Below are 25,248 nucleotides of genomic sequence, written 5' to 3'. Positions count from 1 at the left end.
CATTTAAGGTCTACCCCCCTGTAATTGTAGGTCTTATTCAGGAGGGGTTCTTCTTTTTCATGGATCAATTCGCATACTTTTGCCTGTATTCTACTGGTTTCATGGCTGTTCGTTTTTCGAAGTGTCTGAGAAAATGCTGGTAACTGCGGTACCCTACTTGCTCCGCAATCGCACTGGATGTTTGATTCGTCTGCTGGAGCAGACGCTTCGCTTCTTCCATTCTTAGATCATGTACTACCTCGATTACACCCTTACCATACTTTCGCAAAAAGGATTGCCCTAAATGGACAGGATTCACGTAGAATCGTTCTGCGAGCTCCTGGATCGTAAATGTCTCCCTGTAATGCATCTGCACATATTCAGCAACCGTCGCCTGGATGCCACCCATTTGCCTCTCCCGGAAAATTGCCAGTGCTGACTTGCATTGTAAACAGAAATGTTCCAGATTGTTAGCAACCTCTTCTATATTTCGATGGCCCTTCTCCAGAATTCCGCTCGCCAATTCGTTCATTAGAGCATTAGGTTCTCCTCCTAATTCTCTGCACAGGGACAATCCGCGGAATATAATATGGGTAGAGAAAATATGTACAATCTCTGGCGCAGCCTTCATCTGTACAAACAGTTCAAAAGCACTCCGAATCGCAGACGAGAGGTCCTCCACAGAACCGTTTTCAAGCAAATCGCAAATATGGTCCACCTCTGACAGCGTTTCCGGATCAAACTGCCAATTCTCCAGCTGAATATCTTCGGCAAACAAAAGATGCTCTTGATTAAAAAACAAATAACGCCCAACTTCCTGAGCGGAGCGGAAGGATTCAGATAAATGCTCCAGTTTGTTGACCGTTAATCCAACCGCGATATGAATATCTCCGCAGCCGTTATGTTGCATATTATTCATCAAACGCTGGGTAAAAGCTTTAATTGCTTCAAACGTCTCATTTCTATTATTCGTTTCCTCCCCCCATACAAGCCCCAATGAGTCTCTTGTTCTGTCTATCACATAACAGCAAGTTGTTTCTTCAGCCGTTTGTTCGACTACTGAACAGACTTCCTGAATATCTCCCTGAAAGGCTATCCGCAGGTATGCCCAATGGGACTTGTTCAAACGAGGACGTATCTCTGACATCTCCTCCTCCGATATATTTTGCTTATCCTTAATCAGTGCGGACAAAAACGCTTTGATCCTTTGCTCGTTTGCATGTTCCCTTATACGCTCCTGGGTTTCACGCTCCTGCAATTGCATACGGAGACGGACCAACATATCCTCTGCTTCTGTACTGTCAACCGGTTTGGTTAGATAGTTGGAGACACCTAATCGAATAGCTTGTCTGGCATAATTAAAGTCACTGTATCCACTCGTGATGACAAACAGCACAGACTCATGTTCCAATCGTCGTGCTTCTTCTACAAGTTCCAGCCCATTCATCACAGGCATACGAATGTCTGTCACCACGAGATCAGGTCGATCTTGTTCCATCATCCGAATGGCTTCCTCACCGTTGGCGCACACGCCTCTGATTTCGAAACCATACTTTTCCCAATTGATCAGAAGCTGTAACCCTTCAATGGCATAAGGTTCATCATCGACTAACAATACTTTATACATGAGAGTTTACCTCCTATTTCCTCTGTTCCAGCTTGGAGATCGGTATACGGTACCCTGCAATGGTTTCCTTTCCAGGTACACTGCTTAGATCAAATATCGCATTTCCTTCATAAAAGAGTTCCAACCTGCGGTAGACATTGCGGAGTCCTACATGCTCGCCGTTCCTGGGTCTTTCAGAACGAATATCTCGCAGGAGCTCGGTTAATCTCCCTGCATCCATACCGATTCCATTATCGATCACCTGAATAACCAGTTCAGAAGCGTTTCGACTCGCCGTTATCTTGATCTGTCTTCCATTTTTTCGCGCCTGCAAGCCGTGTTTGCAGGCATTTTCGACAAGCGGTTGAATACTCATTCTGGGAATGAGCAACGAAGCTGCATCAGGATCAACCTCGAAGGTGTAATCAAACAGTTCTCCAAAGCGAAACTTCTCAATCTGGAGATAAAGATTCGTAAATTGCAGCTCTTCTTGCAAAGGAATCAGATTGTCAGAATGACTGAGCAACTGTCGCATCAGTTTGGACAGACTTTTAATAATCTCAATTACTTCCGTATATCCATTCTTCGTACTAACGACTAGCAAGGCATTCAATGTGTTAAATAAAAAATGGGGATTCATCTGACTCTGGAGCATGGACAATTCAGTCCTCACTTGATCCAGCTCCAGATCTTTTTGGCGGATTTCCAGTTTATATACGTCATTAATCAGCGTATGAATTTTACCAATCATGATGTTAAATGTACGAATAAGCCCGCCAATTTCGTCGCGGCCTTCGTGAATTTCAATCAGATCGAATCGTTCGTTACGAACCTTCTCCATATGTCTGGATAACTTGCGAATCCGATAGTGGTAGGAACGCAAAATAATGTAGATCAATACAGAGGGGACCACGATACTTAATGCCAGCAACCCCAGAATTGATTTAAACGCTTCTTGCAAAAGGTGGTCAAGGTGACGCGTATCGGCAACTCCAATCAATTTCCAACCCTTTAGGTAGGCTAGATTCCCCAACGATTTTTCGAGCGTGTAAGCAGAATCTCCAGATTCCTTGAGCATTGATTCATTATCAAGGGGGGATAAATCGGTTTCGCTGAACTCCCCACTTGAAACGACAGTTCGATTGTTGCTGTCCACCAGTCGCAGCTGAAGACTGTCTGATTCACGATTTAAAATGCTGTACACCCGGCTAAGTTCCAGATCAATCTTGGAATACTTGTTGTAATTGGCATAGGAAGTATAGGTATCCATTTTGCCAATCACACTGATTCTTCTTCCCGCGTTAAATCCGGATGGCTCAATATAATCAACGACAAGAATGCCTCCACTGGTGGATTTCAGCTGTTTCAATCCAGGGAGTACATTCTTGTCTTTCATCACGATATAATGACTGCCCGTCTGAATGGTATCGTTATCCGTATAGATACGCACCTCCAGAATATTCGCTGACATGTACCGTGTTAATTTATCTCGCAGGAATGCATGGTAGACGTTGTAATAATCCACGGGGGAGTGATAGGTCCGATCCAGTGCCTCATAGAGCGAATCGTCTGCTGCAATAATTCGGCTCAGGGCAACGCTCTCATCAATCATGCCTAGCAGTTCCCCCGCAGCCCTGTCGATGGATTTACGTAGATTTTCCTGTTCTCTAATCTTGATATCCGCAGAGGTTCGTTCATAAAAGAAGATATTAATCGTTATTACAGGAAGGAGAATACTAAGTACATAAATAAGCAGAAATTTGGATCGGAGAGGAATATCATTAACCTTACTGAACATCCAGAATTTATGACGCATATAATCACCCTTGGTTTTTGTTTTTATAGACTGACGGAAGCTCCCCTGTATGCGCTCTGAACTTTTGGGTGAAATATTCAGCATCATGATATCCTAGCCTGAATGCAATGTCAGTGATCTTCATATTGGTACGTCGCAGGAGTTTACGGGCCTCCTCAACACGAAGCTGGTGCACATAGTCACTGAAACTGACCCCCATCTCCCGCTTGAACTGTTGACCCAGGTAGGCAGAATTCACGTGAATACGATTAGCTACATCCTGTAATTTAATTTTACTTCGATAGTGCTGCTTCAATTCATTCACTGCTTCTGCAACCAGCCCTCCCGTACCCGTCTTTTGCTTCAATTCAGACTGGGAAAGTTGCTTGGACAGTCGAACACACAGGTCTTGCAATGTGCCGGAAGACCAACTCGCAGCCTCATGCCAATCTTTTTCACATAGTATTTCTCTGCAACCCTCTCTTTTTCCATATTTACGTAGCAACTCCCCATGGATATATCGGATGACATGATGTATCCATTCCAACGAAACCTCTGCTTTCTCACTTTTCTCTAACAGTGCACTCACTGCAATATCGATAGAATACGTATTTTCTGCTTCAATCAACGCCAAGATCTCTTTGGAGATGTTCATCATTTGCTCTAAATCATATTCTTCGCTTATTCGATATTCATTAAGATGATTCTCATAGGCTTCATCTGTAACCGTGACTCCATTTTGCTGTTTTTGCTCATTTCTGCGTTTGTCCAGAGGTTCAATCATGTCCATAAGGATTTGATGAATCTCCTCGGGAACAAGAGGTTTAAGCACGTACTGATCGACCTGATACCGTATGGCTTGCTTCGCGTAATTAAAATCGGAGTATCCTGTAACGATAACAATTTTAGAGGTATAGGCGAGATCTTCTCGCAAGGTGTGAATCAAACCAAGACCATCCATAACAGGCATTTGAATATCCGTGACGACAAGATCCGGTTCAACCGAGTTAAATAAAGCAAGTGCTTCCTCCCCATCTGTTGCCGTTCCGCAGAGTTCATATCCACAAGCTCGCCAGTCAATCATTGTTCTCCATCCTTCTAGCATAAACGGCTCATCATCCGCGACAATGACCTTGTACATTAGCTCACCTCACTTTTATCCTTGATCAGCTGCATGTATTTTATCTATATCAATAGGTAGATTCCAGTTGTTCTGAAAACGCTAAACAGCAGAACAACAGCAGGATTGTTGTCTGCTCGCACAACTTTGGAGAACAAAATTTCTACCAGTCTCATCGTCATTTATCAATAACATAGAACATGGTTCCATCGGACTGTACTATAAGAACGCTCCGATTTTAGCGAAGCGCCGGGATAACAATTCAAGTGTAACGCTTACATTTTGGTACAACAACCTGTTAAACTATAGGTTTTCACCCGACAAAGTATAGGTTTAGCTCAGAAGTAATCTATTTCCAGGAAAAAGAGTTTTCATTCTCCACGCACAATACGGAATCCTTGATCGGGACCAAAACCATTTGCATCAAATTTGCCTCGAAATGATATTTCATTGTTATTGACACCGCCGATCCAGCCTCCGCCTTTCACAACTCGCCAAGTTTGATTTGGACTCTCCGAATCGCTGTACCAGTCCCAGCACCATTCTCTCACATTCCCAGACATATCATAGATTCCTAACTCATTCGCCTTCTGAGTTCCGACTTTTTTGGTTTGATTACGATTGCTCTCAATAGCGGGCCAGCTCCAGTCACCCGTCAGAATGTTCTCGCCGGCATTTACCCAGTACCAAGCCACTTCATCAGGATTGTTACTTCCGCTGTATGTGTAATTTAAGCTCTTTTGACCTCCGCTTGCAGCGTATTCCCATTCTGCCTCTGTGGGTAAACGGTAACCGTTGGCGTCCTCGTTGATCGTTACATTCCATTTTATAGTGTCATTTTCATTGTGATTATTCGTGTCCTGGTTGTCTTTATCTATATTGTAATAAGGTTTCAGGTTTTCTTTTATACTTTTTTGATTACAGTATTCCACTGCGTCATACCAGCTGACCATTTCAACAGGCAGGTCATCTCCCTTGAAGCCAGAAGGGTTTTCCCCCATAACCTCCATCCATTCTTTTTGAGTTACTTCGTATTTGCCAATATAGAAGGAATCCAGCGTTTCATTCCTATCGATCTGACTCGGCTTACTGCTCTTGAAGGCTCCTCCTTCGACGAATACCAAGTCATCGCTTAATTTCGTATTACTTGCTGAACAAGCACTTAGACTAACAACTATAGCGATTAAAGTTAACCATACCAGCTTCTTCATTCAATTATTCTCCTTTACTAGCTTAAATCCGGCAACGTCGAGGTCCGTTAGTCTGGAGAATAACGTTACTCAACGCTACCGGAAAATTGAATTTCAAATGCAGGTGCAGAAGTTGAACTGCATCACATCATTTTTACCAAACCGTCACGTTTGCGCTTCCGCTACTTTGATAACCTTCCGTTGCCATCACCTGATAGGACCAGCTGTTGCCTAAGTACATCCCTTTGCTCGCCCATGCATTCACATGATTACTGAACGTGATGGTAGAATTGACTCCGATTGGTTTCTTGGTCTGTCTAACACTCCAATACTGAGGGAAAGTCTGAGTACCATCAATGGAAGGTGCATTGTATCTCATCGTTGTATAGATGTCATATGTGCCGCCATCACTAGTCATCGAGCCCTTATACGTTCCGGTAGGACGATACGTTCCCCAGCTATCCACCACGTAATATTCAATTAGAGCGTTTCTAGTCCAACCATAGAAGGTGAGATAGCCGTTACCTGAAGGAGAGAATACGCCGGCATTATAATTGACCACTCGATTAGGCGTACCGTATGTCCACCCTTTCCCGACAACAAAGTTCCCGGTATTTTGCCAATTCACGCTGTAATTCCCGCCCGATCCATTCACGGCGTTGACCGTTCCTCCACCATCTGTCCAATTTTGCCAATAATCTGTTGCTGCGCTCGATGTGGCTGCGAAGACACCAAAACTCATGGAAGCTGCAAGAACAACGGTTAACAATTTTTTGCTAAATTTAAACATAGATTATACCTCCTGATATTTTAATAGATTTGGTTGATGCTACAATCCGATATGAATGTTCTTCAGCAAATTCATTTGAAAAGACGTTGCGAAAACAGATACAAATCGTTCTTCCACACGGGCCAATCATGTCCTCCACTTTCCTCATGCCAAATGTGAGGTACTCCGTGTTGCGCCAAATATTGGTGAACCCCAAGACTAATCTCTATAAGATTGTCCTGTTCACCGCAAGAGATCCATAACAGCGAGAGTAATGAAGGCGCTTTCGAAAGATCAGGGACAAGTAGCTCCGGACTTCTGGTGTTTGGGGCTGCAGAGAAAGCACCGATCCATGCAAAATGGTCTAGATTATTTAATCCGATATTTAAGGATTGACCTCCACCCATGGATAAACCAGCAATCGCCCTTTTATCCCGGCTTTTATGCAAAGGGTAGTTCGACTCCATGTAAGGTATCAAATCGTTGAGCAGATCGGATTCGAACCGTTTAAATGCTTTGATTTTCTCAGGTTCAAACAGGTCTCCTACGGCTCGATCATTCGACATTGCGCGACCGTTGGGGAAAACAATAACCATCGGTTCAAGCATATTATCGTTGTACAGATTATCGAGAATAATTTGCGGAGATCCATGAGTATGCCATTCGGTTTCGTCTCCGCCAATACCATGCAAAAGAAAAAGTACAGGATACATCGTTGTCGAAGAAAATTCTGGTGGGGTGTACACCATCGCTTTACGGGAATTGCCAACCGTGGTGGAAGGATACTCTACCGTCTCCATGACTCCACGTGGTATATTCTCCCGATACTGGTCATATCCCGTTACTGCTGGTGAGATCAATTCCATTCTCTTTTCCTCCGAACATATGAGTGACTATCAGTCTTCAGTTAATCCACATAGCCAAAACCCAGAATAGTGAAGCATTTATGTTCATGGCCTTCCGCCATTTCGATCTCGATGGAGTGCTCCCCCACATGCTCTTCGTTAAGCAGAAGTGTGGCATGGCAATGGGTCCAGTTCACTTGACGCGGATCGACTTTTTGGACAAATACCCCATCTACCTTGATATGTGCAGTTCCGAATTCATCGTTACCAGAATCCTTGAAGATCAGAATGAGGCGTTTGCACTGCAAACTTATCCGAAAGCTACTCTTATCCTCTTTTCCCTCTCCTGTACGCATCCAGTTGTTGGGGAACTGAGGTGTACCATAGTCATGAGCATCCATCTCAGCCATCTGCAGATCCGTGTCCGTTTTACAAAAAGAGCCTGCATCGATTCGGGCAATATGATTGCCATTTTTCCGATCCAACAGCTTCACATTAACAAATTCATTCCCAATTAGCGGAGCTTTTTCAATATGATGATCTTTCTCATCCCACTCAGAACGATTCGTCACGTCGAACAAATATTCCAAACAATCGGCCATAATTCGATGCCCTATGTTAGTTGGATGATATATATCATGGAAAAATTGCTTTTTGGAAATAACGTTGCCTTCACCTTTTGTCTTATTGAACTGATCTACGACAGCATCTTTCACACTTACCATTGGCAGATCATAATGCCAGCCTACCGGAGCGAGACGATCCTGTAGATTCCAGTCATTTTCGAATACACTGAATAACAAGATGACCGCTGGCTTGTTATCGGCAGTAAGTGCTTTGAGTACCAGACTCTCGTAACATTTACCTTGGGTTTCATCATCTGCGTCATTGACTGCGAATTCGATTATGACAATATCCGGCTGAACGGCACCTCCCCTCAGCACATCACGATCATAACGTACAATCCCCAGTTCTGAAGGAGTTCCACCCACACCTGCTTTAATCAGATGAATCGAACTATCTTTTGAAAGCGCAAACATAAACTTGAACGACTCATACGACCGATAAGCGTAACTTTGGAGATGAATAGGTACTGCACCAGCACCATGGGTAATGGAGCCTCCAATATAAGCGATAACGACAGGTTCGCCGTTTTTTGCCTTCTCAATGGCTCGTTTTAATCTGACATTATTTCCTTTGTTCAGAAGAGATCGGCCAATCATGTCGCGATATCTAGGTGACTCAAAATCAATTGCGGGCTTGACTGCCGACGCTGTCACTCCAACTGGATCGCGCGGTGCAGTGAATTCCGTGTTTTCACCTGCATCTCCTGAATCCTGGAGCATAAATCATCATCACATCCTTCCGGTTTAGATTCTGACCATCCTCAAACAACTTTTAAAGAATCACAGCTTGTATTATTAGATCAGATGTGATCCTTCTCCCAAAGTGTATCCCTTACATAATTTTACAACAACCTGACAAAGTATAGGATTTTAACCAATATATCATTTTAATTTGAGTACAATGACATGCAGATCAGAACACCTATAATTTTTCATGTAAACGCTTTAATTTGTATACTATTTCCATGATATAATTTTGAAAAACCGCATTGATAAAGGAGGATACTCATGAATATCACGGGTCAAGGCGCGTGGGATACGGGTACATATACAAATCTGTTCTTGAAGCTAGGCTACGATAAGAATGAGATTACGAACAGATTGGAAGAAACATGGAACGAGCTGTTTTATGGCGATAAAAATACTCGAATATATTACCCTATGGGTGAGGACAAGGGTTATTTGCTGGACACCGGTAATCTCGATGTTCGCTCCGAAGGCATGTCCTATGGCATGATGATGGCTGTTCAGATGGACAAAAAGGAGGAATTTGATCGACTCTGGAATTTCTCACACACGTTTATGCAACATAAAGCGGGACGTTATAAAGATTATTTTGCCTGGCATTGCAAGCCTGACGGAACCCAACTCTCACAAGGTCCTGCTCCTGATGGTGAGGAGTTTTTTGCCATGGCGCTTTTTTTTGCATCCAACCGCTGGGGCGATGGGGCTGAACCTTATGATTACAAGGCACAAGCCCGCAAAATCCTTCGTGCATGTATACATCAAGGCGAAGACGGCGAAGGCGATCCCATGTGGGACCCGGAAACAAAACTGATCAAATTCATACCAGAAACACCGTTTAGCGACCCATCCTACCATCTGCCTCATTTTTATGAGCTATTCGCGAAATATGCGGATGAAGAAGATCAGCGCTTCTGGAAAGAAGCGGCGGCCGCTAGTCGTGCTTACCTTCATACAGCCTGCCATCCCGTAACCGGATTATCACCTGAATATGCGAACTATGACGGCTCTCCGGCTCCAATACAGCCGCATGGTGATTTCAGACATTTTTACAGTGATGCCTACCGTGTTGCTGCAAATATAGCGCTGGACTGGGAATGGTTCCGCAGGGATCACTGGCAGATCGAACAATCCAATCGGATTCAATCCTTCTTCAGTGATATTGAAATGTCCGATTATCGTCGGTATACAATAGAAGGTGAACCTTTCGACGAACCTTCACTGCATCCTGTAGGTTTGCTGGCTACCAATGCCATGGCTTCACTGGCTGCGGACGGTCCACATGCTGACACATTCGTTCGCAAGTTCTGGAACACACCTTTGCGTCAGGGAGAGCGACGTTATTACGACAATTGCCTGTATTTTTTCAGCATGCTCGCTCTAAGCGGAAGATATCGCATGTACTAAACTAAGGGAATGTGCACGAGCTGTTGAACCTGCCCTGTGAACGTTTGGCTTGCAGCACAGGTCCAATCACTGAATTTTAAGAAGGATGCAATGATATTACGATTTAATCTATATCAATAAAAAACGTTCCCGGCTCGCATATGTTGACTGCGAACCGGGAACGCGTGTGGTTGTGCAAATACAGGCAGTAACTTTTCCCGCTCTGTATGATTCAGATACTTTAATTATTTGGAAACGGAAGAAGTATCATAGGAAGACTGCATAATCTCCAGATATCGATTAATGTTCAATCCCTCCAGGCCTTTCACATATTCATCCCAATCCTTATCCAGACTTTTGGCGCCAGTAATAAATTGCAGGGCGTTCTGATCGATGTAATCCTTGAGATTGGTCTGCATCATGCTGGCTTCATCAGCTTGGGACGGATCTACCCACAATGCCCAATGAGGGAAAATCTCTTTTGGTTCCTTGCCCTCCATTAACAATGTCGCCTCATAGAGACGTCGCTCACCACCATCATTGGCATAGATGTCTGTCCCCTGTACTTCGGAGTCCCGATATGCCTGATAATGATTGTACTGACTTAATGCAGCCCAACTGTCATTACGAGGTTCTTCTCCAGAAGGAAGCGGAATGGCTTTATATAACGGCTCAATCTGATCATTGAGCGCGACTTCTCCTTCTTGTGGTTTGCGCCAGCTTACACCCTCTTCTCCGAGATATGATGCCATGGTTCCTTCCTGGGTATAGAGATAATCCAGCAACTTTATGGCCGCGATCTGTGTTTCCTCACTGGCTTTGTTTGTCAGTACAAAAGACGCTCCGGGATCAATCGGATAGTTGTACGTAGCATAAGCAGCATGGGGTCCCTTCAATGGAGGGATGGGATTGTAATCATTCCCGTAAGGAGAACCTTCGGCAGTGGTTACGAATAATGATGGATGCATCGCTGCTCCTGCACCGAGAAGCTGTGCATCAGCGTTATCTCCAATTTTTTTGAAGGCCCCGACGTTTTGGGTAAATGCCCCTGGATCAATCAACCCTTCATCGTACAGGGATTTAATATAGGCAAGCCCTTCTTTCCACTCCGGTTTGTTCACTACGGTCTCCACTTTCCCCTGATTGACAATGAGATAATTCCGATCGTCGTCATAGATAAAACCGTTCATCAAGTACGGAATAATGTGCACACCGAAATTTTCAGTCGAACCGCTTAGCGGTACTTCGTCGGCTTTGCCGTTCCCGTTCGGGTCTTTCGTTTTAAATGCCCGAAGCATTTCCTTAAATTCTTCTGTCGTCGTGGGTTCGGTCAGGCCCAGTTGTTCCATCCATTTGGTGTTGACCCACATTTTGTTTGGGTATGAACAGTGAAAACATTCATTCAGACCCGTCAGACCATAGATATTTCCGTCAGGAGCAGTGTTCATGGCCCGATAATAGTCATTGCTTTCAAGCACTTTTTTAATATTGGGAGCATGCTCCTCAATCAGATCATTCAGCGGCAAAATAACCCCCTGCTGACCAAACTTCAACAAGTCTGTCTGGGAGAAACGATCTACCCAAGGGATGAGCAGATACAAGTCCGGATAATCACCGGAAGCCAGTGAAATCTGTCTTTTCTCCGCTGCACCGTCGAATGGAACCGTAGTCCAGTTGAATTTAATATCAAACTTCTCTTCCATTTTCTTCGTGAATTTGTTAGTGGAAAGGTTGGTATCCGAACCCTGGTGAGCAAACACATTAATGGCCGTCTTGCCTGATGGATCGCTACCTTCCCCGTTCCCCTTATCAGAACTTGAACATCCGGCAAGTACCAACGAGGTAAACAGCATACAGGCAAGAATGATGAATCCCGCTTTTTTCAATATAATCCTCTCCTTCATGAATAATAGAAAAAATGAACTTATCCTTTGACTGAGCCAATCAGCATACCTTGCACGAAATACCGTTGAACAAAAGGATAGATGATTAGCACCGGCAAGCTGGCCATTACAATTAACGAGTACTTCATGAGTTCAGCCATCTGCTGCTGTTTGATCATTTCCGATGCATCCATGCTCCCCGTACTGCTGTTCAGAATAAGAATGCTGCGTAATATCAGCTGTAGCGGATAGAGCGACTGTGATTTCAGATAGATGAGGGCGTCAAAGTATGCATTCCACTGACCGACAGCGTACATAAGTGACAACACGGCGATAATCGGTTTGGCGAGTGGCAGGATAATACTGAAGATAAACCGGATGTCACTGCAGCCATCGATGTCTGCTGCTTCGGACAATTCTTCCGGTATCGAATTCTGAAAAAAGGTACGGGCAATGATGACTTGCCATACCCAGACGGCATTGGGAATCAGCAACGCCCAACGGGTATCAATCAGTCCCATGGTTTTGACCACCAGATAGGTAGGGATCAAACCGCCTGAGAACAACATGGTGAAGGTAATAAACATCATTAACGAGCTGCGACCAACAAACGTTTTTTTGGATAATGGATAAGCAATCATAATGGTCAGTGCCACGCTGATGAAGGTGCCGCAGGCTGTATAAAAAAGGGAATTGGCATAACCGGTAAGGACTTGATCATTCCGCAATACAGACTTGTAACCGTCAAACGTCAGGTCAATGGGCCACAACCAGACTTTTCCCGAGGAGACGGCAGCAGGGCTGCTGAGCGAAGAACTCACAATATATATCAAGGGATACAGCACGGCAATCAGCACCACTGTCAACATGAAGTAAACAACCGTTATAAATACGCGGTCTCCCCAGGATTCACGAATCGTACTGCTGCTCTTGATCCGCGAACGACCTGCATTTGTCTGTGTGTTAGGCATGGGTTGATTCTCCTCCTTTCGCTCCCGTTACCATAAGCTTGTATTGGACAGTCGCTTGGCGACCGCGTTTACAATTAATAGCAGAATCAGGTTAATCACCGAGTTGAACAGGCCAACCGCAGTAGCGAAGCTGTAATTGGCATTCAGCAATCCTATTTTATAGACATACGTGGAGATGATCTCCGAAGCAGACAGGTTGAGCGGATTTTGCAGCAAATATATTTTTTCGAACCCAACAGCCATGATATTCCCTACACTCAGGATCAGAATGATGACGGCTGCCGGAAGTAGTCCAGGCAGATCAACATTGATGATTTTCTGTATTCGGTTGGCTCCATCCACTTTGGCGGCTTCATACAGGGATGGATCAACACCTGCCAGAGCAGCCAGATATATCACAGCGGAGTACCCCATTCCCTGCCACACATCGGAGAATACGTAGATGGATCGAAACAGTCCAGGCTCACCGAGAAAATTCACTGCTTCGAAACCAAGGGCGCCTGCAATCGTGTTGACAATACCCAGCCTAGGAGACAGAAAGAGCATAATGATGGAGACCATAACAACGGTAGAGATAAAATATGGAGCATACGTCACCATTTGTACTGTTTTTTTGAATCGTATGTTTTTGATTTCGTTCAGCGCGAGCGCCAGTAATATAGGAATCGGGAAACCAACGATCAGGCTGTAAAACGAAATGTAGAGTGTGTTCTTGATCAGCATGACAAACGCTGGATTTTTGAAAAGTAATTCGAAATACTTGGTTCCGGCCCACGGACTGCCCCAGATCCCCTTGATGACGTTGTAATCTTTAAATGCCAGGACCGCATTCACCATAGGTACATACTTGAAAATAATAAAGTAAGCAATCGGTGGCAGGATCAGCAGATATAGCTGCCAATGTCGCCTCCAGCTTCTGGATAATGCTTGCTTCAAGGCAAACGGTTTACTTGGTTTCTCCACGGACTTTGATTCACTGGTCATTGTGGTTCTCAGAATCATCCCCCCATTCTTGGCTCCAAATCGTGCTGAACTTCAGCTCAACTTGGTAGCGCTTACTTTTTGAGTAATCATAAGATTGCGCTGGGGATGCGTAAAGGTACAGTTACGCTGAGAAAGTACAAATAGCGAATATAGTTCCCGAGAAACAGCCTACATTAACCGCTATGAACGTCCATTTTCCGAAATACACTCGGAGAAATGCCGCGTACCCGCTTGAAAGCTCGGCGGAATGAATGTGCACTATTATACCCGGTGGCCTCCGCTATCTCGTCAATGGTCTGACCGGTGGAGTGCAACAAGTTCGAGGCAGCATCGATGCGTACCCGTTCTACATAATCGGAAAGATTCTCTCCCGTATGTTCTTTGAATAGTTGGGATATAAACTTCTCGGACTTGCTCATGTGCTCGGCAATCCGATAGATCGTCAAGTTTGCATCCCCATAATGTTGTTGGATAAAACAAATCATTTCGCTTACAGTATCCGCATGTGCTCCTGCTCTTCTTCTCTGGAAATCACCGCAGATGTCTTCCGTTAACCGTTTGAACTTTGCACGCAGCGAAGTAATCGTTTCTGTCATCTGAATGGATGTCACCCGGGTTTTATATTCCTCCAGCAGGGAGGCATCCAACTTGAATTTGGGTTCGTCCAGCTTCAGAAAAGTCCCCTTCAGCTCCATGATGAACTGCTGTGTCATCTCGTAGGACAGTTCCCGCTCCTCTAAATTACGAAGAAACAATTGCTCCAGAATACGTACCGCCTCTTCAGGCTCCCCGACTTTGATTGTGTTCAGCAGGCGCTGTTCAGACTCAATCGGATAATAGAACATTTCATTTTCCTTCATCGTATCTTCAAATCTCACCAGATGATCTGTTCCCATATGAATGGCATAATCCAGAGCTTGTTTGGCTTCGTCAAAGGAACGCCCTGCATCATTCCAGACCTCGTAAGCTGCACCTGTGCCAATTGTTGTGGATATCCGATGCTCCCGGTAGATCACTTCCATCAAGGTGTTCAGCTCTTTTTCACATCTCCCTATAGCTTCATTCAGTGAGTTCTCATCCAATGGACAGGCAAAAGCGATCTGGTCTGTTCCCCAATCCGTGATCAGCAGCTGCGCATTCCACTCTGTAAGTACCTGTTTGATGAGCAGCCTTGCGACACCCAGTTCATGGATCGTTTCTTCACTGTCCGGATTGGCATATCCGTTTACCTTCACTAAGCCTGCCAAGCCCTTGCTGCTATGAAGAGAAATGTGCGCCTGGGATGAGATAACCTCCAACTCAAGTGAGGTATAGACTTCTCCCGTTAACAAACGTTTGATAAAACCGTCTCTCAATAACGGAATCTGCTCATTCATGGCGTTTTTAAGTGAGTCATTATTAGCAATGAGATTGTTAATATGGCTTGCCAAAAAATCATATTCATTGCCCTGTCTGCCTGGAGAATCGGTGATTTGTTCCCGAAAAGAGGCCAACAATCTGTAAACGGGTGCACTATTCCGATAGGCCAGAACCAGCCCGAATAACAGTCCCAAGGCAATGGTTGCCAAAGTAAAGACCAGCGTGACTTGTTTGATTTGGTCCGCTTTTGTCATGAGTGCTTTCTCCGGAATCCCTGCCAAGTAATTCCATCCATTTTGACTGGACTGTATCGATATCAGCAGCCGACCATCACTTCCAGGCTGTACATTCTGCACGTTCAGCTCCGTTTCCGCAGCGTTACCTTCTCTCTGGCGACTCTGTGCCATTTGCTCGGCTTCGGCTTGTTCAATGCCATGGGAGAAAATGATCTGTCCTTCCGCATCGGTGACGAGAGTCCAGCCGCCATATTGATCCACAATATGTTGAGTAAGGCTGGCCATCTGATCCTGATCAATCATGACACCAATCGTCGCTTGCGGTTTGTTGAAGCTGTTCAAAGGCAGAGATTGCAGAAACGTAATGGCGGGAACGTCTGCAAGCACAGTGCCGAGTATTTCACGTTTATAGTTTCGAAGCGGTATGATTTCATTAAAGTGTGGTTGTTTGAGAATTTGGTCATGCCATTGTTCAAACGACATACCGTCCAGCTGATTGGCAGCATAATAATGTTCTGGACGATAATACACAGTTCTTGGTGTGATGATGGCATTGTAGTTTGGAATGTGAATGAAGAAATGGGACAAGTAATCATTGGTACTGCTGTACATGGAGAGGCTCCGCTGCATACGGTTCATACCGTAGACATTGTAGAGATCATGCGGCTTTGGCCCAGCAATTAAATTTTGCAAATCGGGATTGACGGCAAGCTGCCTGGTAAAGGCTTCAACTTGAAGAAGGTTACGCTCAATGATCTCTTTCCCGAGACTCAGCGACTTCAAGCTGTTTTCAATGGAACTGGAACGGGCCGCTTCAATAGAAGCTCGGTAAGAGGCATATCCCGCAATTTGAGGAATCATCAGAATGACAAGATACGAAATGAGGAATCGGCGGAACACGGGTGAAAATTTGGACCATAGGAGCTGCATATGTACCCTCCCTTTTTTATCGAGCGCTTACATTTCTCTGTGTTAAGGTAGCTGTTCAATGATACACCGGGCATTTCTTCCTGGTGAAGGTACAACTTCTTCCTTATGGTACATTTACATACTGTAGCGTACAATGCTTGCATGAAAATAATTGTTGGTCTGCGGGTTAGCGCACAAATATAGTTGTATTTTACCTTCGCATGACATCCATCACAAAGTATCAAAAATAAACGCAAAAAACCTCCCCAAGACATGGAATGACTTGGGGAGGTTTTTGTTTAATGTTGTGCTTATTAATTGCTAACGGCAACAAATTTCCATTGTTGGTTTGTAGCACCTGTGTAGGTGCTCTGCTGCAGCAAGGCTCCATCCGAAGTGGAAGCGTTTGCCACTTCAATCGCTTTATTGCTGTTCACGTTGATGATACTCCAGTACCCGTTACCAAGATCGTTGACCTTAAAATGCTGAGCGGTTGTGTTCAGATTGCTCATGAGTTGAACCGCTTCCCCATTGGTGAGGGTACCGTTGCGAATATCGATGACTTTGTCCGGTGAGTTCACACTTGTCAGTGTATAGTTGCCGCTGCCGATCGAGGTCAGAACCCACTTCTGAGGGTTACCGCCCAGATCACTCCACTGCTGGAGCTGAAGATTATTTTCATTTTGACCACCAGGAACATCAACAACTTTGTTGGAATGCCGGGCTACGATTTTATAAGTTGCACCGGATACAAGACCCGTTGTCGGTCCGCCGCCTTGTCCACTGCCCGGGTAAGTCTGAGCACGTTCATGGTACCAGTTGAACAGGAATCGTCCCATGGCACTCCGTGAAGCATCTCCATCCCATTTCAGTCCAGCCGTTGGGTCGGCAAAGGAGCTTCGTGGTCCTTCACTTAGAATGAATCCGTTCATATGAGCTGCAATGCTGACATTGCCTGATGCGTTGAAAATCGTTTTGGTATTGGTACCAAAACCTTCATTGCTGCCATTAAACAAGTTCCAGTAGGCCGAATCGCCAGGTTTGTTTTTGAACCAGGTTACCTCGGTAATATTAATCGGATATTTGTCAGCAGCTGCCTTCACGTTGGTATTCCACTGGTCTTGCAGGATAGAGAAGTTGTCATATGCGCCATAACCAGGGTACCAGTGAACCGCATATCCATAGTTATTGAGCGGATCAGTCAATGGATGGCTTGCCGTCAAGCTGTAAAATTGGTTGTATCCCAGACCTGCCGCCCAGATGACGTTGTCCGCACCTTTGCTGCGAATTGTTGAAATCATGGAATTTTGGAAATTACGCAAGTCATTCCAGTGATCCACAAAGTCATTTTCCCCGTTGTATCCACCCCAATGTCCATTGGCATAGGATTTCACCGGTTCGTTGATCAGTTCGAAGTGAACGTTGTCTGCACTTTTGATCTCCGGGCGTGAAGCGAGATAACCCCAGATTTCGTTGAATTTTTGCAGGTTGGCAGGTGTTGTTGCCTGATCATCCTTCAGTGTGAAGTCCAGTCCCAGGACAACATAGACACCTTTTGTTTTGGCATATTGAATGTACGGAATAATTACATTTTGCGTAACGGTCTGCACACCGGCAAAGTTATATGTACCAGCAGCCACATCTCCCATGTCCTGACGATCGATGAACAGACGCACCTGATTCATATTCCAGCCATGATTGCTTCCGTACTTCGCGCTGGTGTCAGCAAAAGTATCGGTAATGTCTTTCAGATAAGCCAGTGTAGCTGCATGACGGTTATTGCCATGCAGATTGAGATAATAATTGCTGTCCTGATATGTCCAGTAGGCACCTGAGGGTTGATGCCAACCGTTCAGTAGCACAGGCTGGTTGTTGCTGTTCACCAAGTTTTTGCCGTTTACGTGCAGCTTGCCCATCGGCATGCCCACCCATGCTTCGGCACGGCTGCCTCCCCATGGAGCAATTGTGATCAATAAAGCCAGAATGAGTACAAGTTTACAAGATGTCATGAACTTCTTCACTTTAATTCCTCCTGATCTGATATATTGCCTTGCAATAATGCGAGGTAAGCTCCGTCAGAGTATCTCTGATCAAACAGATCGCTCAGGGTCGGCGCCCGCTCCCGCAGCCCGTTCCACACCAGCAGGGGGATCCTGCGCAGGGAAGGATCCCGGTTCTGCTGTGAGCAGACGTTCATGAGATCGTTACATGCCCCCTTTTCACAGATGGAATGTTGCATGAAGTTCCTCCTCCCTCTTCCAGTCTGATCCCACTCCTAACGTACAGAAGAACTTAACTTAACCGACGATTCCCGTACGCTCTACACTCTCTACGAAATATCGTTGCACAAACAAATAGATGATGATCAAAGGCAGAATGGCAAGAAGAATTCCTGTATCCTGGATCATGCTCAAATAGAACGGATCGGCCTGGGAAGCTGCACCGTCAGTAACCTGCTGGGCCAGATTATACGGAAGGGACGATAACTGAGTCGACATGACTTTACTTGAAGTCAGATAAGTCGTCGTATAAAAGCTGTCGTTCCACTGCCATACGAAGGAAAACAGCATGACTGTTACCATGGACGGAATGGCATTGGGCAGCATGATTCTTGAAAATGTTCGTCCGATGCCCGCGCCGTCCACATAGGCCGCCTCCTCCACTTCCTTCGGAATACCTCTGAAGAATTGCCGGAAGATAAAGATGTACAAACCGGCCTTAAGTGAATTGGCCGTAATCGCCGTCAGAATAAACGGCCAATAGGTATTAAGCAAATTAACAGGTTTGCCGGCTATAAGCGTCATAAGCCCCATGAGATCAAAGCTTTTCAGATTCAGGTATACCGGAATGAGAATGGTCGTTGGCGGTACAAGAATCGTCAGAATTACACCAGCAAACAGCCAGTTGCTTCCCCTGAACTTCAGTCTGGCGAATCCGTATCCTGCAAGTGCACAGGATGCTGTAGTCAGCAGTGTAGTCGTTGCAGACAGGGCAAACGTATTAAACAGCGTTGCCCAGTAATCCATTACGCGTATCGCCTCTTTGAAATTGTCGATGGAGAAGTTCTGTGGAATCCACACCACCACTGCCGAATACAGATCACCTTTAGCTTTGATGGATGTGGAAACCTTCTGAAATATGGGAAACAGGATAACGAAGGAAAGCCCGGTAATCAGAACGAATCGGATCATGGCCCACAGCCAGCCTTTCCAATGCTCCAGCGATAATAATCGTGATGTTGTCACGTGGGACACCCTCCTTTCTAATCTTGATAGAAGACTCGCTTCGAGAAAATGATGTTTACGATAACCAGAATGATGGCAATGGCCAGAAAGTAGACCCATGCCATGGCAGAACTTAATCCAAAGTCAAATTTGACGAAGCCGGTATCCCGGATCAGTTCCGTCATGGCGTTATTGGCAAAAGAATCAATGATTGTATAGATCGCATTGACAAAAATAAGCGGGCTGACCATTGGGAACGTAATTTTCCAAAAGGCTTCATAACCCGTTGCCCCTTCCATCTTCGAAGCCTCATACAGTTGAGGGGAAATCGTCTGGATCCCTGCCAAAAAGATCAAAATCTGTACACCGGATTGACTGACGATCTGATAGATCCGATCTACGGCGCTGCTCAGATACGTGACGATCCAATCGCTCACTCCGGCGTTAACCATCAGATTTTCGAGTTCAAATGTCCCGAGTGAGCTTCCACCTGTGCTACTCTGATTAACCGCTTCAATCAGGCTGGTGCTCTCCAGTGTCATAATCACTCCCGATGCCAGAATAACGGGCAGGAAAAAGATCGACCGCGCTACAGCCCGGCCCCTGAACTTCTGATTCAGGATGACGGCAAGGAACAGACTGAATATAACGATAAGCGGTACGTTGATGAGCACGTCTGTGATCGCCTCAATTAACGCACGGTTAAAGCTTGTATTGACGGTCAGCGCCTGAATGTAATTGGCAACACCGTTGAACTGAATCGCTATGCCTTCCGCGTTAGCCTGAATTGTACTCATGCTGTATCGCAGAGAGGCTAACAGCGGAATGAAGAAAAACAACACAAAACCAATGAGCCAGGGAAGCACGTAGATTACGCCCCACATGGCTTTCTGCTGAGCATACGTACGACTTCCCCATTTCCATTTCAGGAGCGTCTTCAGAGCTGCTCACCACCAGTCACATAGCTTTGGGCTTCCACTGTATCGTTGTCAACTTCTACAGGGAAGTCGTTATAATTGACGATTACGAACCCGCCACCTTCATATGTTGTCCGGAAGACGCCCTCCTCCAGGGATTCATGGGACATCATGGAACGTCCGGCAAACGGCTGGTTCACCTGGTTCACCTCGTTGTAAATCTCGGCAGCCAGATCGATCCATTGTTCATAATTCGCCGCGTAGAGATCATCATAATCCGTTTCTTTCACGACATGGTTTGGCGCATTGAACCATGCAAAGTAAGGACTGGCTCCATATTCAATCAGCTTCAGCACATATTGCCTAGCATTGGTATATGTGGAGAGATTGTATGGCGTCCCCGTATAACCGATGCTACCGTGTACAACGAGCTGATAGAACGGAATCTCTTCATCCTCCAGCTTGAAACGACTGCTGGTCATCGGCGCATCTGTCAGACCAGTTACATACGGCAGGGCATAAGCATTCCCGCCTTCAGCAACAAGCGAGCCAGCCTGCTGCCCGATCTGTTCAAGTACCTTCTTCACGGAGCCAAGCGCTTGTGTTCGGTCCACCAGCTTTTTCGGATTCATATCGCTGTTTAACTGAGCTGCCAGATCATTCAGGCTTAGCGACAGTCCATCCTTTTGAAGGGACCTCAACTCATCTAACATGTCTGCCGTCACGTCCTCCAGCATGTTGGGCGAAAGCACATAGGATGGTGAACGATCCCGGTCCCGCCGCTGGATGGCCTGGTTCATCGGATACAAGACCGCCGGTTCCTGAGTTAATGTGCGTGAAGCTTCTTTGGACGGTTTAAACCCTTTTTTGGATTGCACATTCAGCAGAGCGATATCGGGATAGAAACCGATGCCCACTTCTTGTGTGTATGTGCTGAAATCCCGCAATCCCTTTTTCCCGCCTACCGCGCCATCTACTTGGATGGAATCCGGCAGTCGATGATGAAGTCCGCCGTTAAGCCATCCCGCATAGCGCACCTGAATATTGGATACCTTCTTCTCCGTCAAGGCGGAAAGAATGTTTTTGGCTTCATCAAACGTGGTCAAAGCCTCCGTTGAATCATACGGTATGCCCAGCATATGCTGCCTTGTTGTCATGCCACCGAACAATTGCAGATAAAAGGGAACGTTACTCTGCTCCTTGCTGGCGTTTAACTCGGGAAGTCCGCCGTTTTGCACCAGATAATCCCGATAGAGTGATGCAAGTCCCGAGTACGAGGCTTTATCCGCCCCGACAAAAGCATATCGAACGACGAAATCAGACGCGGTCGGTTTCTTCTGGAATTTCGGAAGTGTACGAACCATATCACTTGCCTGAAGCGTCACATCGCTCTTATTCACTACATAGAAGCTTGGATATACGTTGTTGTAGCTGTTCAGCTTGCCGCTGATATCGGCATTCACAACTGCAACGGCATCCCCTTCTTCAATAATGCCCAGAAAAGCTCCCTCTTTCCGAATCAGTCCAAATACCGGCAACCTAGCTCTGGCTTCATTCGAACTTGCTTCCCGTAGTTTCATGGTCATATCCGGTCCATATATATCTTGTTGATAGGCAGGATACTGCAGCTTGCCATTGTTAAAATGGATCAGCGCTCCCGAACCGTCCGGAACCAGTATGGAGCCCTCTTCTTCTGAACCCCCAGCCCCGAAGTAATCCATTACAGATATGCTGTTGATCGGATATTCCTCCGGAAAATGAATGCCTGAGGACGGAACACGTACAAGCAGATCCTCTTCATCCAGCTCATATTCCATCGTAAGCATAAACAGCCGTGGTCCACTTCGTTCCTCTTCAATGCCAAACTCGGCATGATCCTGAGCCAGATCCTCCGATGTGTAACCGGCTGTGTCAAAAGCCTTCAAGGCCCGGGACAATTGCAATCCTTGCATCGCCTTATCAATCCGGACGTAAGCGCCTTCATCCTTGTCTTCCGCATAGCCGACCTTCAAGGCCCGTTGCCCGGCCTTGTCTAGCTGTGCAAGCAGCCTTTGTTCAAATCGCTCCTTGCTGATCTTCATCGGCAAGTCTTCTATGGATCGCTCAGTGCTTCCAAACTGGTAGTGGACCCGCACGCCGCTTGGCAGCACCTCGTAGCTTATTTGCTTGTGTGCAACACTATCCGTGAAGGAATTCACGGTGCTGCTCTGTCCGAGGCTGTTGAAGAAGCTGAGCTTCGTTTGTGATGACAATAGGTCTTTGTTTATCCCGGCTGCAACCCCATCCTGCTCACGATCTGCAGGATTGCTGCGCCAGATCTGGCCGCTCTGCGTGTGAATCACTGCAATCTCGGCAGTCTCTTCGTTAATGAACAATTGCAGCGCAGCATTCTGCGCAATGCCTACCATGCCGGGAAGGCGGACATCGCTGAACGATGATTTCAGTTTCTCTCCGGGAGGCAGGGAGGGAAAGTCCGTCGAATCTGCGGCAGTCACTGTCTCGTGAGCGAACGGTGTTGGCGAGAATTGACAACCGCCCAGAAGCAGACTGCCCGCGAGCAGCATTCCTGTTATTTTTTTGGCTACGGTATAATTCATAACAATTTCCTCCTCCCTTAGCCCCGAAGCACTAATTCCTGATAGATGGTTACGACAAACGATACAATCTGCTGTACAAGACTAAAGAATAACAGGCATAGAAATGCCATAAACGCCATCGCTACAAGTGTCAGCAGCATCGTGAGCACCGTTTTGGCTGGTGTGTACTGATGAACCGTCATATTCCCCACAAATAACAGATATACCGTCCATACAACGGCGAGTGCATTGGAGAAATAATAAAAGGCAGTTTCCTGCGCAGAGATCACAAGACTCAGCCAGATCCATGGAAAATGAATGAGTAACAACGGTACCAGTGCAAAGCACGTTGACATGAAAATCTCGGAGAACTTGCCTTCCCCGTCCATCAATGTGGTTAACGACCAGTTCGCCACACACCAAAACAGTACCGGTACAATGACATATAACATTTCGAGCAGACTGTTCAGGTACTTTGGATTACTGAGATTAATGAGAAAACCGCTGTACTGGGCATGCAAAATTTTGGTGATGACCAGAAGCACCAGGATCATGAAAGCAATCAGCAGTGAGTTTCTCTGGTTCCGTTCATATTTCAGTTCCCAGTATCCGTCAAACGGATGAAAAATCAGATGCAGCGGGTACTGGTATAGTTGCTTACTTGATGCCTGCATTCGTAGTCCTCCTTTTCTGCCTGCGAACGATGATGACGGTGACAATCGCAGCGACAGCCAGGAATATACCGGACATCATCCATGAAAAATGCTCACGCATCAGCTCTTTGCGGTACAAAAGAAAAGCTTTGGAATACCCTTTGGGCTCCATGCTGCGCTTGAAATATTTCGCAGACTCGGCGTATTCCTTCTGACGAAGCAATGCTTTGCCAATTCCCGCATACGCATATTCCAAGTTAGCGTTCATCTCGGCAGCTTGGGCAAACAGCACCGAAGATTGATCTTCATCACCGTTATAGTAGCTGCGCACCGCTTCGTGGAGTGTACGTCCGTATTCAGTTGTTTGAAAGACGGTGATTTCACCCAGCGCTTTATCCAGAACTAACATCCGGTCTCCCGCACGTTCCAGGGCAACAGGTGTATTAAATTGGCCCAGCCGGTTCCCGATGCCCCCATAAATATGGAGCAGATATCCGTCTCCATTGTAGGTAAAGATTCGGCCCTTGCTGGAATCCAGTACGGAATACATGTCACTGTCACCCACATCCACATCAATCAGGCGGGATGGCCCTGCTTCCTGGGTATACAGCAAATCACCCTGCGGAGTCTGATAGCCTTCTCTGCGCAAAATGTCTGTACCCTGGGCATTCAGCTTCTTGACCGGATCTTTGCCGCGATCCCCGCTAGTGGCATAGATGAAGCCCTCTTCATCCATATCCAGATTGGTAAATTCCGTTGGAGTGAACATCACCATCTGGCTCCGCTGCTCCCGTGTTGCAAACCGTTTCCACAGATACTCCACCGGGTCCACCTGAACTCTGTTCGCTCCAATGAAGGAAGAGAACGTACCATCGGCGCTGAACTCCATGAATCCATCAAATACGCCTTCAGCCATGACGTAGATACGCTCCCCCTTGTCCATAACAATCCGCATCGGTTTAAACTGGAAGTCTTCTTTAAGCAGATCCGATTTTGGTTCAGACACGATCTTGACCAGCTTCCCCTGTTCATCCAGATGCACCACCCGGTGATTATCCGAATCAGCAACCAGCAGATGGCCTTTTTCCGTGACGTACAATCCCTGTGGATTTTTAAAATGATCTTCCTTGCCTTCCTGCTCAAATGAATCAATCGTCCGTACCAGCTTGAAGTTGCGATCCATCTCAATGATGCGGCCATTGCCCGAATCGAGCACAAAAACGTGCTGATTGGCGGTAACATGCATGTCACTTGGCTCTTTCATAGGAGTTGTGTTCAGCTTCTTGCCGGTGATAATGGTTGTTGCCTCATATGCCGCGGGTGAAGGAACTGCGTCACCCCAGAAGGAATAATGATACGCATCCGTTTTACCGTCTGCACTCACATAGGGCGCCTCTTGAACGAACAACAGGAGGCAGATCATGCCCATGATGATCGATTTACGTTTTTTCCATGTGCTTCTCCGCACCTCGCTGC

Annotated in this window: 19 protein-coding genes; 1 reads left to right on the top strand and 18 read right to left on the bottom strand. The window is 46.0% G+C overall.

Annotated elements, in window-relative coordinates:
• Window positions 1-64 precede the first annotated feature (64 nt).
• The 7 genes from MKY95_RS15780 to MKY95_RS15750 form a co-directional block, all read right to left on the bottom strand.
• Window positions 65-1,606 (bottom strand): response regulator, encoded by a 1,542-nt coding sequence (locus MKY95_RS15780; RefSeq protein WP_076253049.1) that lies wholly within the window; start codon window positions 1,604-1,606, stop codon window positions 65-67.
• Window positions 1,607-1,619: 13 nt separating this feature from the next.
• Window positions 1,620-3,401, bottom strand: a complete 1,782-nt coding sequence (locus tag MKY95_RS15775) for a sensor histidine kinase (protein ID WP_076253048.1) — start codon at window positions 3,399-3,401, stop codon at window positions 1,620-1,622.
• A gap of 4 nt (window positions 3,402-3,405) precedes the next feature.
• Window positions 3,406-4,521 (bottom strand): helix-turn-helix domain-containing protein, encoded by a 1,116-nt coding sequence (locus tag MKY95_RS15770; protein ID WP_076253047.1) that lies wholly within the window; start codon window positions 4,519-4,521, stop codon window positions 3,406-3,408.
• Window positions 4,522-4,871: 350 nt separating this feature from the next.
• Window positions 4,872-5,711, bottom strand: a complete 840-nt coding sequence (locus MKY95_RS15765) for an SUMF1/EgtB/PvdO family nonheme iron enzyme (RefSeq protein WP_036671125.1) — start codon at window positions 5,709-5,711, stop codon at window positions 4,872-4,874.
• A 133-nt stretch (window positions 5,712-5,844) separates the two neighbouring features.
• Window positions 5,845-6,480 (bottom strand): glycoside hydrolase family 11 protein, encoded by a 636-nt coding sequence (locus tag MKY95_RS15760; protein ID WP_036615877.1) that lies wholly within the window; start codon window positions 6,478-6,480, stop codon window positions 5,845-5,847.
• Window positions 6,481-6,551: 71 nt separating this feature from the next.
• Window positions 6,552-7,325 carry an alpha/beta hydrolase-fold protein gene (locus MKY95_RS15755; RefSeq protein WP_076253046.1) on the bottom strand — a complete coding sequence of 258 codons (774 nt, stop codon included), beginning with the start codon at window positions 7,323-7,325 and terminating at the stop codon, window positions 6,552-6,554.
• Window positions 7,326-7,366: 41 nt separating this feature from the next.
• Window positions 7,367-8,650, bottom strand: coding sequence for an SGNH/GDSL hydrolase family protein (locus tag MKY95_RS15750; protein ID WP_076317892.1), 1,284 nt, complete (start codon window positions 8,648-8,650; stop codon window positions 7,367-7,369).
• Window positions 8,651-8,938: 288 nt separating this feature from the next.
• Here MKY95_RS15750 and MKY95_RS15745 point away from each other — a divergent pair, with 288 nt between their 5' ends.
• The gene (locus MKY95_RS15745) at window positions 8,939-10,081 is read left to right on the top strand and encodes a glycosyl hydrolase family 8 (RefSeq protein ID WP_076317893.1); all 1,143 of its coding nucleotides are present in this window, start codon (window positions 8,939-8,941) and stop codon (window positions 10,079-10,081) included.
• A 224-nt stretch (window positions 10,082-10,305) separates the two neighbouring features.
• On the opposite strand, the gene MKY95_RS15740 is transcribed toward MKY95_RS15745, so the two are convergent.
• From MKY95_RS15740 to MKY95_RS15690, 11 genes are all read right to left on the bottom strand, one after another.
• Complete coding sequence (locus MKY95_RS15740; RefSeq protein ID WP_076253043.1) at window positions 10,306-11,946, bottom strand: ABC transporter substrate-binding protein; 1,641 nt, start codon at window positions 11,944-11,946, stop codon at window positions 10,306-10,308.
• A gap of 38 nt (window positions 11,947-11,984) precedes the next feature.
• Window positions 11,985-12,914 carry a carbohydrate ABC transporter permease gene (locus tag MKY95_RS15735; RefSeq protein WP_036615892.1) on the bottom strand — a complete coding sequence of 310 codons (930 nt, stop codon included), beginning with the start codon at window positions 12,912-12,914 and terminating at the stop codon, window positions 11,985-11,987.
• 27 nt (window positions 12,915-12,941) lie between these two features.
• Window positions 12,942-13,796 carry an ABC transporter permease subunit gene (locus MKY95_RS15730; RefSeq protein WP_036671100.1) on the bottom strand — a complete coding sequence of 285 codons (855 nt, stop codon included), beginning with the start codon at window positions 13,794-13,796 and terminating at the stop codon, window positions 12,942-12,944.
• 275 nt (window positions 13,797-14,071) lie between these two features.
• Complete coding sequence (locus MKY95_RS15725) at window positions 14,072-16,423, bottom strand: helix-turn-helix domain-containing protein (protein WP_339199709.1); 2,352 nt, start codon at window positions 16,421-16,423, stop codon at window positions 14,072-14,074.
• Between the two features lie 293 nt (window positions 16,424-16,716).
• Window positions 16,717-18,423, bottom strand: coding sequence for an RICIN domain-containing protein (locus MKY95_RS15720; RefSeq protein ID WP_076253040.1), 1,707 nt, complete (start codon window positions 18,421-18,423; stop codon window positions 16,717-16,719).
• Window positions 18,420-18,641, bottom strand: a complete 222-nt coding sequence (locus MKY95_RS15715) for a hypothetical protein (RefSeq protein WP_339199706.1) — start codon at window positions 18,639-18,641, stop codon at window positions 18,420-18,422. The genes MKY95_RS15720 and MKY95_RS15715 overlap by 4 nt, the downstream gene beginning before the upstream one ends.
• Before the next feature lie 58 nt (window positions 18,642-18,699).
• Complete coding sequence (locus MKY95_RS15710) at window positions 18,700-19,647, bottom strand: carbohydrate ABC transporter permease (RefSeq protein WP_036615897.1); 948 nt, start codon at window positions 19,645-19,647, stop codon at window positions 18,700-18,702.
• A gap of 17 nt (window positions 19,648-19,664) precedes the next feature.
• On the bottom strand, window positions 19,665-20,510 hold the full coding sequence (locus tag MKY95_RS15705) for a sugar ABC transporter permease (RefSeq protein WP_082219083.1): 846 nt from the start codon (window positions 20,508-20,510) through the stop codon (window positions 19,665-19,667).
• Between the two features lie 53 nt (window positions 20,511-20,563).
• Window positions 20,564-23,140 (bottom strand): DUF5696 domain-containing protein, encoded by a 2,577-nt coding sequence (locus MKY95_RS15700; RefSeq protein WP_339199701.1) that lies wholly within the window; start codon window positions 23,138-23,140, stop codon window positions 20,564-20,566.
• Between the two features lie 17 nt (window positions 23,141-23,157).
• Window positions 23,158-23,793 (bottom strand): YIP1 family protein, encoded by a 636-nt coding sequence (locus tag MKY95_RS15695; RefSeq protein WP_339199698.1) that lies wholly within the window; start codon window positions 23,791-23,793, stop codon window positions 23,158-23,160.
• On the bottom strand, window positions 23,777-25,240 hold the full coding sequence (locus MKY95_RS15690; RefSeq protein ID WP_076253037.1) for an NHL repeat-containing protein: 1,464 nt from the start codon (window positions 25,238-25,240) through the stop codon (window positions 23,777-23,779). The genes MKY95_RS15695 and MKY95_RS15690 overlap by 17 nt, the downstream gene beginning before the upstream one ends.
• Between the last annotated feature and the right edge of the window lie 8 nt (window positions 25,241-25,248).

The sequence above is a fragment of the Paenibacillus sp. FSL P4-0176 genome (assembly GCF_037975265.1).
In the GTDB taxonomy this organism is placed as follows: Bacteria; Bacillota; Bacilli; order Paenibacillales; family Paenibacillaceae; genus Paenibacillus; species Paenibacillus amylolyticus.
The sequence above is the reverse complement of the archived record's forward strand: the minus strand, read 5'-3'. Positions and strand labels throughout refer to the sequence as shown.